The organism is Conexibacter sp. CPCC 205762 (genome assembly GCF_030646155.1).
Classification (GTDB): Bacteria; Actinomycetota; Thermoleophilia; order Solirubrobacterales; family Solirubrobacteraceae; genus Conexibacter.
In genome coordinates, this window is sequence record NZ_JAUTDN010000026.1 from 1 (window position 1) to 12,076 (window position 12,076).

A 12,076-nucleotide genomic window follows, 5' to 3' on the forward strand; every position below is an offset into this window, starting at 1 on the left:
GCCCGCGGCCAGCGACGCGGCGGCGGCTGTCGCGGCCGCCGCCCCCGCGGCGAGCGCGCGCAGCCGCGGGCGGCGGCGGGCGCGGATCGCGGTCTGAGCGCTCATCTCGCTCATCGGGCGGTCGCCGTGCTCGCGGTCACGTTCGCGTTGCCGCCGTAGGCGACGGTGACGCGCTCGGTCCCGCGCGCGCTCGGGAGCCTGACCGTCAGCCGGCCGCCGCGCGCGGCCGTCAGCGTCGCGTTCGCGACGCGTCTGCCGCCGAGGCGCACGACGATCCGGCCGGTCGCCCGGATCGACGCGGGCGCGCCGACCACGACGACGCGCACACGCGCGGTCGCGGGCCGTCTGCCGGTCGCCTGCGAGAGCGCGAGGGTGACGCGCGAGGCGGCCTTGAGGACGCGCAGGCGCGCGCTCCCCTGCGAGCCGGCGAGGGCGCCGCCGCCGGCGAAGCGCGCCGACACCGTGCGGCTGCCGGCGCGCAGGTCGCGCGGCAGCGCGATCCGCACCCGGCCGGCCGCGTCGAGCGTCCGCGTCGCGACCGTCGCGCCGTCGACCCGCAGCGTGACGGAGCCGGCGGCCGGCGCGCCGTCGGCGCGCCGCACCGCGACCGTCGCCGAGCGCGCCGCGCCGTAGCGCGACCGCACCGCCGACAGCGACAGCCGCGTCGAGGTCGTCGCCGCGACGGCGGCCGGCACGGCCGGCGGCGCCGGGGCGGGCGTGACGGTGAGCGTCGCGGCGGCGCTCTCGACCGTTCCGGCCTCGTTCTCGAAGCGCGCGCGGTACTGCGAGCCCGAGTCGGCCGCGCGCACCGCGGGCAGCGTCAGCGTGGTCGCCGTGGCGTCCGGGATCTCAGCCCAGTCGGCCGACGGCGAGCTGCGCGTCTGCCACGTCACCGACGGCTGCGGGAACCCGTCCGCGGTGGCGGAGAAGCTCGCGTCGGAGCCGGCGAGGACCGTCGTGTCGGCCGGGCCGGCGGTCACAGCGGGGAGCGAGGGGACGGTCACCGTGAACGGCAGCGACCGGCCGCCGGTCCCGGTGTCGGTCGCGGTCACCGTGTAGCGGCCCGCGGGCGTGCTCGCGGGCAGTCTGAACGACTGCTCGAGGTACTGGACGTTGGTGCCCCAGGCGGTCTTGCCGAGGCGCTTGGACGGGATCGTGACGCCGGGGATGTCGGTCGTGAACGCGATCTCGGCGCCGGGGCCGGTCGCGGCGGTGTAGAAGAACCAGGTCGAGAGCTGGACCTCGTCGCCCGGGTGCAGCGGGCCGGGGGTGACGCGCGCGAAGAAGGCGTGCTGGTCGCTGCTGGGCGCCGGCAGCCTGCTGCCGGCGAACGACAGCGGGACGTAGGCGGCCGCCGCGGTGCTGCGCGTCTCGCCGACGCTCAGGTAGGACTGCTGCTCCAGCGCGTCGGGCGTCTGCCACTGCTCGGTCGCCAGTTCGGTTCTGGTGAACCAGCGGCCTCTCGGCACCGTGCGGTTGACCTCCACGACGAAGCTGCCCTCGCGGTTGATGCGCGAGAGCTGGGTCAGGCTCGTCATCGGCCGCTCTCTGGAGAGCAGCTGCTCGTTGAGCCACGTCCCGTCCGTCAGCGACACGCCGAGCCCGTGGACCGGTGGCAGGATCTCCTGCTGGACCTCCCAGACGGTCGGGTTGTCGGTGTAGGTGACGAGCACCCGCTCGCCGTCGGGATCCAGGCCTCGCGTCTTGGAGACGGTCACCTTCAGCCCGGAGCGGGGGTCGGTCACCGTCGTCGCCGAGGCGTCGGCCGTCACGCCCGGGTCGAGCACCTCCAGCGGCGCCGTCCGCACGATGCCGCTCGTCGCGCCTCTGGCCGTCAGCGTGTAGAGACCCGGTCTGGACGGCACGTAGAACCAGCTGTAGGCCCGGTAGGGCAGCTGGTCGGCGGCATGGGCGATCTGCCCGATCGTCCGCTCGACGAGGTCGATGTCGCGGACCGTCGCCTCTCTGCCGGCGGTGTCTCTCAGCGAGTAGGAGACGACCTCGCCCGGCGCGAACCCGAACGTCAGCAGCTCGTTGCCGTTCGGTGCCGTGACCGCCCGATTGGCCAGCGGCAGGTACAGCTGGTCGACCAGCGGGGCGATCGCGCCGTGATCGGCCTGCCCTCTGAAGTACGTCGGCACGGCGACGGCGTCCCAGCCGCTGGCCGTGCCCTCGCGCGGGTCGGTCTCGCGGAACTCGGCGACGGAGTCGCCGACGTTCACGAACGACTGCTCGCGCAGGATGTCGCCGCCCAAGCCGTGCAGCACGAGCTCGAAGGTCTGTCCCGCCGGGGTGTAGGCCGCGGCGTCGAGCGCGACCGAATTCCCGTTGAACTCGCCGATGCCGCGCACGGTCGTCGTCTGGCCGGCGACGCCGTACAGCGCCCCGTCCGCGAAGTTCCGCGCCGTGACCTCGACGATGTCGCCCGCGGCGAGGTTCTCGAATCTGCTGAGCGTGACGCTCTGGCCGTACGTGCCGGTGCACGTGATGCCGGTCGCTCCGGTGGTCGTGCAGTTGGCGGGCAGTCTCGCCGGGTCGGCGGCCGCGGCGATGTCTGCGGCGGCCAGAGAGGCGGCGCCGACGAGCAGCGCCAGGCACGTGCGTCGAAGGCGCCCGCGCGCCTTCGACACCTCGTGGGTGGCGTTCTGACGGAACGATCCGGGCACGGCGGTACTCCCTGTTTGGTCATGCGACTAAAGCTGTTAGGTCACCCTAACAAACCAGGGTCGAACCGTCCTTCTGGCCGGTGACGGTCGCGGAGAAGCCGCGCGCGAACTGCTCGACCGCGTCCCAGTCGGTGAACTCGACGTCCCTGTGGACGTCGGTCGGCTGACCGTGGCGGCGTGCGATCAGGCGCATCAGCACGCGCGTCGCGACGTCGTATTCGCGGTATCTGAGCGCGCCCGCGCAGGCCAGCGTCTGCAGCGGGTGCCAGCCCGTCTCGTCGGTGAACGCGTCGATCAGCTGCGTGGTCTGGGCGCGCGCCTCGTCGCTGTCGTCGGCGGCGGTCAGCGAGACGGACACGAACGCCGACGGCGTCGATCCCAGCGACGCTGCGTGCGCCTGCGCCCAGTGCTTGGCGCACTTCTGGTGATGGCCGGCGTGGATCGAGGCGGCGACCACGACGCCCGCGTAGTCGGGCCCGAACGGGTCTGCCGCGCGCGCCTCGAGGTCGTGCATGTCGGCGTCGAGCCCGAGCGCGTCCAGAACGGCGGCGATCCGTTCGGCGACGAGACGGGTCTGACCGTGATTGCTCGCGTAGGCGACGAGCACGCGGGGCGGCGACAGGGGCTGGGGCATCGTGGAGCTCCTTCGGGCGAGGACGTGGTGCGACGATCGTGCTGCTGCCAGCCCGATCGCTCATCCGCGCTGGCTGCTGCTTCTCGCTCCGTAGTCGTCCGCGGGCAGCCGGCTGCGAGAGCTCCGGCGCGGCAGCCGAGCTCGTGCCGCCGGCACGATCGGCGGCGACGGCCGCGGCTCGTGCCGTAGTCGTCCGCAACGACGATGGGGCGGCCGGCGGATGGCGGGCGTCCCGCGCACTGCGACGCTGCTGGCATGCCCGCCTCCGTCGCTCCCGCCACGCTCGCCGCCGCGACCGCTCGCCCACGGTCCGCGCGCACCGTCGACATCGCGCTGCGCGACGGGTCGACGCTGCGCCTGCGCCCGGTCGTCTCCGCCGACGAGCCGGAGCTGCGGCGGTTCCTCGCGACACTCGACGAGCGCGACCGCGCGCTGCGCTTCTTCACGGCCGCCGCCGACCTCGATCGCGCCGCCCATCTGTGCGCCTGCGTCGAGCGCGGCGACGGCTGGGGGATCGTCGCGCTGGCGCCCGCGCGCTCCGGCGAGCCGGAGCGGGTCGTCGGCCACGGCTGCGCGCTGCGCGTCGCGCCTGGTGCCGACAGCGCCGAGGTCGCCTTCGTCGTCGCCGCCGAGCTGCGCGGCGAGGGTGTCGCGACCGCGATGCTCGCGCACCTCGCCGAGCTCGCCCGCGGCGGCGGCGCCCGCCGCTTGACGGCCGTCGTGAAGGCCGAGAACGCGGCGATGATCGAGGTCTTCCGCGAGAGCGGCCTCGAGGTGGAGGTGCGAGCGGCAGCCGGCGAGCTGGAGCTGTCGATGCCGGCCGAGGTCGGGCCGGGCGCGCGCGAGCGCTACGACCGCCGCGACGCCGAGGCGGCCGTCGCCGCGGTCGGCCACGTGCTGCGGCCGGCGTCGGTCGCGGTCGTCGGCGCCTCCGCGCGCGAGGGCTCGATCGGCGGCGCGGTCGTGCGCAACCTGCTCGACGGCGGGTACGGCGGCCGGCTGCACGTCGTCAACCGGCGCGGCGGGACGATCGCCGGCCTGCCCGCCGCGCGGTCGCTGACGGAGCTGGAGGAGCCGGTCGAGCTGGTCGTCGTCGCGGTGCCGGCCGCGGGGGTGGCGGAGGTCGCGCGCGACGCGGCCGCGACGGGCGTCAAGGCGCTCGTCGTGCTCTCCGACGGCTTCGGTGAGGCGGGCGAGGAGGGGCGCGAGCGCCAGCGGGAGCTGCTCGAGATCTGCCGCCGCGCCGGGATGCGGCTCGTCGGTCCCAACTGCCTCGGCGTGCTCGACACCGATCCGGCCGTGCGGCTCGACGCGAGCTTCGCGCCGACGCAGCCGCCGGCCGGCCGCGTCGCCTTCCTGTCGCAGAGCGGCGCGCTCGGGATCGCCGTGATCGACACCGCGCGCGAGCTGGGGATCGGGCTCTCGTCGTTCGTCTCGGTCGGCGACAAGGCCGACCTCTCCGGCAACGACTTCCTCTCCTTCTGGGAGCAGGACGCGGCGACCGACGTCGTGCTGCTCTACCTCGAGTCGTTCGGCAACCCGCGCCGCTTCTCGCGCGTCGCGCGGCGAGTCGCCCGCAGCAAGCCGATCGTCGCCGTCAAAGGCGGCCGCTCGAGCGCCGGCGCGGCGGCCGCCGGCTCTCACACCGGCGCGCTGCTGGCCGGCTCCGACGCGACCGTCCAGGCGCTCTTCCGGCAGGCGGGCGTGATCGCGACCGACACGCTCGGCGAGCTGTTCGACGTCGCCGCGCTGCTCGCGACGCAGCCCGCGCCGCGCGGCCCGCGCGTCGGCATCGTCACCAACGGCGGCGGACTCGGGATCCTCTGCGCCGACGCCTGCGCCGCGGCCGGCCTCGACGTCGTCGCGCTGCCGGCGCCGGTGCGGACGCGGCTCGCCGCCGCGCTGCGTCCGGGAGCCGCCGTGCGCAACCCGGTCGACCTGCTCGCCGCCGCCTCGCCGGCGGAGTTCGAGCAGGCGATCTCGCTGGTCGGCGCGAGCGGCGCGGTCGACGCGGTGATCGCGCTGTACGTCCCGCCGATGGTCAGCGACCCGGCCGAGATCGCCTCCGCGATCGTCGCCGGTGCCGGCGCGGCAGGCGTGCCGGTGGCGGCGGTGATGACGATGGCCGACGCCCCGCGCGACCCGTTCGCCGACCGCCTGCCGGTCTTCCGCTTCCCCGAGGAGGCCGCACGCGCCGTCGCCCGTGCCGCCGCCCACGGCGGCTGGCTCGCGGAAGCGGCCGACGACCCCGAGCCGGCGCTCGACGTCGACGGCGACCGCGCGGCGGCCGCGATCGCGCACGCGTTGGCGGGGGATGACGGCTGGCTCGCGCCTGAGCTGGTCGCGGAGCTGCTCGACGCCTACGGGATCGCCCGTCCGGCGCAGCGGATCGTCGCGAGCGCCCGCGCCGCCGGCACCGCGGCGCGCGAGCTCGGCGGCGCCGTCGCGCTGAAGGCGATCGCCGACGGCCTCGTCCATCGCACCGACGCCGGCGCCGTCGAGATCGGCCTCGCCTCGCCGACCGCGGTCGAACGGGCCGCGAGCGCGATGCGCAAACGGCTGACCGCCGCGGGCGCGACCGTCCGCGGCTTCCTCGTGCAGGCGATGGCGGAGCCGGGCGTGGAGCTGCTGACCGGCGTCGTCGCCGACCCCGTCTTCGGCCCTGTCGTCGCCTGCGCGGCCGGCGGCACCCGCGCCGAGCTCGAGGCCGACAGCGCCGTCCGCCTGACCCCGCTCGGTCCCGGTCAAGCGGCCGCGATGATGCGCGAGCTGCGCTGCTTTCCGCTGCTGGACGGCTTCCGCGGCGCGCCGCGCTGCGACGTCCCGGCCGTCGAGCGACTGCTGCAGCGCCTCGCGGCGCTCGCCGACGCGCACCCGGAGATCGCCGAGATCGAGTGCAACCCGCTCGTCGTCACCCCGTCCGGCGCGCTCGCCGTCGACGCCCGCGTGCGCGTCGCGCCGGCTCCCGAGCGCCTGCCGGAGCCGGCGCTGCGCCAGCCGTGAGCGGGACCGGCGGACGCGGCGTCCGGCGAAGACGAGCTGCCGCCGACCGACTAGGACGCCGATCGCTTCAGACCCGCGCTGCCGGCGGGCGCGCAGCGGGAGGTTCCGGCTGACTCCGAAGCGGCCTCCCGGGCCTGACCAGGCTGAGCCGATCCGCTCGACGCGGGCGGATCGCAGCCGAGCCAGCGGTTGGTGCGGCGGTCGTGGCGGGCGAGCCCCATGCGGGCGAAGGCGGCGAGCCAGCCCTCCATCGGCCACCAGCCCCAGCGGCGGTGGAAGCGGGTCGCGTTCGCGAGGATGTCGTCGAGGTGCTCGACCGGCGGGCTGCTGACGGGATGGTGCTGGTGGTACGCCCAGGCGCCGCCGACCCAGGCGAGGTCGACGCCGGCGGCGCGGGCCCGCTGCCCGAAGTCGGTGTCCTCGCCGCCGTAGCCGACGTACTCCTGTGAGAAGCCGCCGACCCGCTCCCAGTCGCCGGCGCTGACGGCGAACGAGAGCGACCAGAAGAGCCGGTGGTCGCCGCCCGCGCGGAGCAGCTCCTCGTCGGGCAGCGCCGGGCGAGCGGCATGGGCGCGGCCGAGCCGCGGGAGCGCGGCCGGCGGGTGCCCGCCGGGCGGTGCGGGCGGGAGGTGGGCGACGGGTCCGCACAGCAGCGCCGGTCCGCTGCTGGCGGCCGCGGCGGCGGCGTAGCGTTCGAGCAGTCGTGGCGCAGGGATGCAGTCGGCGTCGAGGAAGATGAGCAGCTCGGCGCCGGCGCGCAGCGCCTCGCGCGCGCCCGCGTTGCGGGCCGCCGCCAGCGGCAGCGGTCCATCGCGGCCGTCGGCTTCGACGAGCCGCGCGGCGGGCCCGCAGACCCGGCGGTAGGCGGGCAGGTCGCCGGGGCGCATCGCGACGACGACGCGCGCGTCGGGCTGCGGAGCGCTGCGGCGCAGACCGTCGTGCTGGCGCCTGAGGTGGAGCAGGCGGCCGGCGGCGATCGTGATCACGGCAGTGCGCACGAGGACCCCGCCGCCGCCGGAGCCGCCGCCGCCGGAGCCTGGGCCGCCGCCGCCGGCGCGGCGAGCAGGTCGAGCAGCGCGGCGGCGCGCGCGCCGCCGTCGCCGGGCGCCCACCGCTCCCAGCGCGCGCCGTCGCGCACCGACGCCTGCCGCAGCAGCGCCGGCCACTCGCCGGCGGCCGGCCAGCCGCTGAGGACCGTCGCCAGCCCCGCCTGGTCGAGCGCGGCCGCCGTCGCCTGCTGCTCGTCGAAGGGACGCCGCTGCGGCAGGACGATCGCCGGGCGGCGTGCGCTGGCGACGTCGGCCAGCAGGTTCTGCCCGGCGTGGCAGACGACGACGTCGGCGTGCGCGATCGCCGGCCACGGGTCGGGCTCCCAGCGGCCGGAGGGAGCGCCGAGCACGTCCCACGACCAGGCGGGCGTCGCGCGCTGCGCCGCTGCGAGCTGCGCCGCGGCGATCTCGGTGCCGCCGCGACCCGAGATGACGAGGACGCGGCGGCGCTGCGGCGCATCCGCCTCGTGCGGCGCTGCGCTGCGCAGGCCGTCTGCGGTCGCCGGCAGCGTGCGGCCCTCGAAGCGGGAGATCGCGCCGACGGCGTGCAGCTTGGCGCGCCACGGCACGATGCCGATGAGCGGCTCCGCGAAGGCCGGCCAGGGGGCGAGGATCGCGCTCGCGAGGCGATAGGCGAGCTGATGCGGCTGGTCGGTGCGGATCCCCGGCATCCCGACGACGACGAGCGGCACGCCGAGCAGGCGGACGAAGGCGGCGACCTCGCAGGAGACGTCGACGACGAACAGCCGCGGGCGCGCGGCGGCGGTCCAGGCGGCGATCGCCGCCATCCGCTCGCGCAGGCCGGCGTCGCGCAGCGGGGCCCAGTGCAGCGCGCCGCCGGCGGCGACGTCGCGGCCCGGCCTGTCGTCGCCCGTGTCGTCGCGCGGCAGCTCGACCCAGCCGCCGCTCCAGCGTGCCGGCCGCGGCAGCGACGACAGCACCGTCAGCGGCGTCGCGAGCCGCTGCGCGATCGTCGAGGCGCGCGCGAGGTGGCCGGCGCCGTGGTGGTGGACGTAGTAGCCGATCATGCCGCCGCGAGCGGCTCGGCGCGGGTGGCGAGCTCGTCGTAGACGCGCTCGTAGCGGGCGATCGTGTGCTCCAGCGAGCAGTGCTCGACGGCGTGGCGCCGCGCCGTCGCGCGTGACAGCAGCGGCGCGTCTGACATCGCGCGGGCCAGCGCGGCCACGTCGTCAGGCGCGACGAGCAGGCCGCAGCCCTCGCCGAGCACCTCCGGCAGGCCGCCGCGCGCAAAGGCGCAGACGGGCGTGCCACAGGCGAGCGCCTCGGCGACGACGAGCCCGTACGGCTCGTCCCAGCGCGGCGTCACGAGCACGGTCGAGGCCGCGCCGACCAGCTGTGCGAGCGCGTCGTGGTCGAGGTGCCCGACGTAGCTCACCCGCGGCGCTGCGTGCAGACGCGGGCGCACCTCGGCGGCGTGGTAGTCGCGGTCCGCGATCGGGCCGGCGATCAGCAGCGGGAGATCGGCGCGGACTGCTGCCTCGATCGCCAGGTGAGTGCCCTTCTCGGGCGCGATCCGGCCGAACCAGACGGCTGGTCCGCCGCCGGGGCCCGCTTTCCAGCGGCTGGCGTCGACGCCGTTGTGGACGACGCGGGCGTCAGGCAGCAGGTGCCGCCAGGCGCGAGCGGTCTGGGCGCTGACGGCGGCGAACTCGCCGGCGTCGCCGCCGGCGATCTCGATCGCCGACTCCAGCCACGGCGTCGGCGGCGTGTGCAGCGTCGTCAGCAGCGGCATCGGCAGCGTCGCCGCCATCGCGATCGGGAGATGGTGGAGGCTGTGGTTGTGGACGACGTCGAACGTGCCCGCCCGGCCGTTGGAGAGCCGCAGCATCAGGTCGAGGTAGGCGTGGTGCTCCTCCAGCCAGCGCGGCGCGCTCATGCTGACGTCCGCGCGCGCGGAATCGCTGACCTGCGGACGCCGCAGGTCGAACGCCTCGACGCCCGGCAGCGCGTCAGAGCCTGGACCGGCGAACAGCGTGACGGCGTGGCCGCGGCGCCGCAGGCCGTCGGCGAGCGCCCACACCTGCGCCTCCAGGCCGCCGGCGAACGGCTCCGCGATCGGGAAGCGCGCGGAGGCGACGAGCGCGATCCGGCGCCCGCTCATGCGAGCAGCCGTGCGTAGAGCGCCGCGTGGGCCTGCGCCAGCTGCCGGCGCTCCTGCATCCGCTGCGCGACCGTCGCCTGCCAGCGAGGCCGGCGCGCATAGGCCGCGCGAATCGCGCGTGCGAGCGATTCCGGGTCGAGACCGCGATCGTCATGCGCGTAGGTGAGGACCGGCTGCTGCTCGGCGTAGAAGCCGCACGACGGCGCCACGACGATCGTGCCGAGGTCATGGCACGCCTCCAGCCAGCCGGAGTGCGTCCCGAAGCGGTACGGCAGCACCGACACGTCGAGCGCGCCGAGGTACGCCCACAGCTCGTCGTCGCCGAAGTACGGGTGCACGACCAGCTCGACCTGCGGACAGCCGGCGGCGAGCGCCCGCAGCTGGCCGGCAGGGGCAGGCGCGTACGAGTGATCGTGCGGGTCGAGGACCTCGTCGTGGAGGTTGATCCGCAGCCGCGCTCCGGACAGCTCCGGAAGCGTCCGCGCGATCGCGCGCGCGACGCCGACGACGTCCATGTTCGCGCGGAGGCTCTTGGCGTGGAGGCCGATCGTGAAGCCGTCGCCGCGGGCGGGACGCGGCATTCCGAGCAGCGGCGGATCGACGACATGGGGGTGCGCGAGCACGGTCGCCGCGCGTCCCCAGCGCCGGTGGATCTCCGTCGCGGCGCCGGGCGTCAGCGTCACGAGCGCCGCGGCGCCCTCGATCAGGACGTCGAGCTGAGCGTCGTGGAGGGCGACGTCGTCGTGGTGCGGGTTGCGCAGGTCGTGGACGGTCACGACCAGCGGCACCGAGAGCGCGTCGAGCGTCCTGGTCAGCTCGCGCAGGCGCTGCGGCGGCTGCGCGTCGAAGCCGAAATGGACGTGGAAGACGTCGAACTCGTCGCGGTGCGCTCGAACCCACTCGGGCTCCAGCATCGCCGGAGGCCACCAGCGGCCAGGAACCCTCGCCCCGTCAGCCGGCGGCGGGTCCGCGAGCCGCACGACGCTGTCGGCGCCGTCCGGGTCGGCGAGATGACGCACGTAGACATGGCCCGCCGGGACGGACGCGACGCGGACGACGCCGCTCGCGCGCACTGGCGCCGCCGGGGGGCGCCCCGGCAGATGGGGGAGGGAGCTGGTGAGCATGGAGGCGGGGAGCTACCCGCGCCGCCCGATCCCAGACGCGCCGGGTCGTCGCAGTCAGATCACTGCCAGCGCGGTTTCGGTCCGCGGCACGAGGGCAGCTCTGGCTGCCGAGCCTTCCGGCTCTCCAGGGTATTCAGTTCGCCCGGCCGGGCGCTCGCAGGAGCGTGAGGACGTCGGCCCGTATGTGCGGGTCCGACGGCCTCACGTCCCGCAGAGGATCAGCGGCCGCGAACTCGGGTATGGCTGGGTCATGGCCGAAGCCGACGAGCCGATCGAGACCGAGGCGCCGGGCGCGGAGCTGCTGTCGCGCATCTCGAACGAGATGGTGCGGATGATGAAGGAGTACTTCGGCCGCGGTCCGACGCGGGCGAAGTCCTACATGCTCGACGACCTGCTCGTCGTCGTGATGCGGGACGGGATGACGACCGCCGAGCGGACGATGTTGGAGTTCGGCCGCTCCGACGTGGTGCGGCAGTTCCGGCAGGAGTTCGAGAACGCGATGGCCGACAAGCTGATCGGAGCGATCGAGCAGCTCACCGGTCGCACGGTCGTCACCTACCAGAGCCAGGTCATGTTCGAGCCCAACACGCTCGTGGAGCTGTTCCTCTTCGACGAGCCCGTGGCGGACGCGGGCGTCCACGCGATCGGTGACAGCGACCGGGACGGCTAGCCGGCCGCCAGCTGGTCCAGCGCCCGTCGCAGCAGCCGCGAGACCTGCATCTGGGAGCAGCCGACGCGCGCGCCGATCTCGGTCTGCGTCAGATCCTCGGCGAAGCGAAGGTGGAGGATCTGGCGATACTGCGGCGGCAGCGCGCGCAGCGCCGGCCCGATCTCGGCACGGTGCTCCGCCAGCAGGAACCCGTGCTCGTCGGATCCGATCGTGTCCCCGACCGTCGCGCCGCCGTCGTCGTGGCTGCCGAGCACGGGACGGTCCAGCGACGCGGTCTCCTTCGCGGAGGTCGCCTGCAGCGCCTCGGTGGTCCGCTCGACGTCCAGGCCGGTCGCGGCGGCCAGTTCGCCGATCGTCGGCGAGCGTCCCACCCGCTCGGTCAGCTCGGTCGTCGCCTGACGCAGCCGCAGCGTGTCCTCCTGGACGCCGCGCGGGACGTGCACCGACCAGGTCGTGTCGCGGAAGTGGCGGCGCAGCTCTCCCGTGATCGTCGGGATCGCGAACGAGGCGAAGCGCGGGCCGGCGTCGGGGTCGAAGCGATCGACCGCCTTGACGAGCCCGACGCAGGCGACCTGCACCAGGTCCTCCAGCGGTTCGGGCCCGGGGTGGTAGCGGCGCGCGAGCTTGTGCGCCAGCGGCAGGTACTCCTCGATCGTGCGCGTCCGCCAGCGCGGATCGCCCGTCGCGCGATAGCGGCGAAGCAGATCCTCCGCGCGGCCGGTGATCCGCGGGGTTCCGGCGGTGCGGAGAGAAGCCGACGTCATCGTCGGGCTCGGCGTGGTGATCATGGGGGCGATCCTCGACTCGA

9 protein-coding genes are annotated in these 12,076 nt (G+C 75.5%); 2 read left to right on the plus strand and 7 right to left on the minus strand.

The annotated features are described in order from the left end of the window. Positions 1–110: 110 nt before the first annotated feature. Entirely contained in the window at positions 111–2,666 is a 2,556-nt protein-coding gene (locus Q7L73_RS18360; RefSeq protein WP_304694344.1) for an Ig-like domain repeat protein, read from the minus strand. A gap of 46 nt (positions 2,667–2,712) precedes the next feature. Beyond that, positions 2,713–3,300 carry a flavodoxin domain-containing protein gene (locus tag Q7L73_RS18365; RefSeq protein WP_304694342.1) on the minus strand — a complete coding sequence of 196 codons (588 nt, stop codon included), beginning with the start codon at positions 3,298–3,300 and terminating at the stop codon, positions 2,713–2,715. Between the two features lie 255 nt (positions 3,301–3,555). Here Q7L73_RS18365 and Q7L73_RS18370 point away from each other — a divergent pair, with 255 nt between their 5' ends. After that, complete coding sequence (locus Q7L73_RS18370; RefSeq protein ID WP_304694340.1) at positions 3,556–6,303, plus strand: bifunctional GNAT family N-acetyltransferase/acetate--CoA ligase family protein; 2,748 nt, start codon at positions 3,556–3,558, stop codon at positions 6,301–6,303. 50 nt (positions 6,304–6,353) lie between these two features. Here the strand turns inward: Q7L73_RS18370 and Q7L73_RS18375 are convergent, their stop codons facing one another. The 4 genes from Q7L73_RS18375 to Q7L73_RS18390 are packed head-to-tail and all read right to left on the minus strand — an operon-like array spanning position 6,354 to position 10,598. After that, positions 6,354–7,301, minus strand: a complete 948-nt coding sequence (locus Q7L73_RS18375; protein ID WP_304694338.1) for a glycosyltransferase family 2 protein — start codon at positions 7,299–7,301, stop codon at positions 6,354–6,356. Then, on the minus strand, positions 7,286–8,380 hold the full coding sequence (locus tag Q7L73_RS18380; RefSeq protein ID WP_304694336.1) for a glycosyltransferase: 1,095 nt from the start codon (positions 8,378–8,380) through the stop codon (positions 7,286–7,288). The genes Q7L73_RS18375 and Q7L73_RS18380 overlap by 16 nt, the downstream gene beginning before the upstream one ends. After that, positions 8,377–9,474 (minus strand): glycosyltransferase family 4 protein, encoded by a 1,098-nt coding sequence (locus Q7L73_RS18385; RefSeq protein WP_304694334.1) that lies wholly within the window; start codon positions 9,472–9,474, stop codon positions 8,377–8,379. Before Q7L73_RS18385 ends, Q7L73_RS18380 begins: the two co-directional genes overlap by 4 nt. Then, on the minus strand, positions 9,471–10,598 hold the full coding sequence (locus tag Q7L73_RS18390) for a hypothetical protein (protein WP_304715602.1): 1,128 nt from the start codon (positions 10,596–10,598) through the stop codon (positions 9,471–9,473). Before Q7L73_RS18390 ends, Q7L73_RS18385 begins: the two co-directional genes overlap by 4 nt. Positions 10,599–10,848: 250 nt before the next feature. Here Q7L73_RS18390 and Q7L73_RS18395 point away from each other — a divergent pair, with 250 nt between their 5' ends. Continuing rightward, positions 10,849–11,268, plus strand: a complete 420-nt coding sequence (locus tag Q7L73_RS18395) for a DUF2294 domain-containing protein (RefSeq protein WP_304694330.1) — start codon at positions 10,849–10,851, stop codon at positions 11,266–11,268. On the opposite strand, the gene Q7L73_RS18400 is transcribed toward Q7L73_RS18395, so the two are convergent. Continuing rightward, positions 11,265–12,056: a SigB/SigF/SigG family RNA polymerase sigma factor gene (locus tag Q7L73_RS18400; RefSeq protein WP_304694328.1), complete on the minus strand. Its 792-nt coding sequence runs from the start codon at positions 12,054–12,056 to the stop codon at positions 11,265–11,267. The genes Q7L73_RS18395 and Q7L73_RS18400 overlap by 4 nt on opposite strands. Between the last annotated feature and the right edge of the window lie 20 nt (positions 12,057–12,076).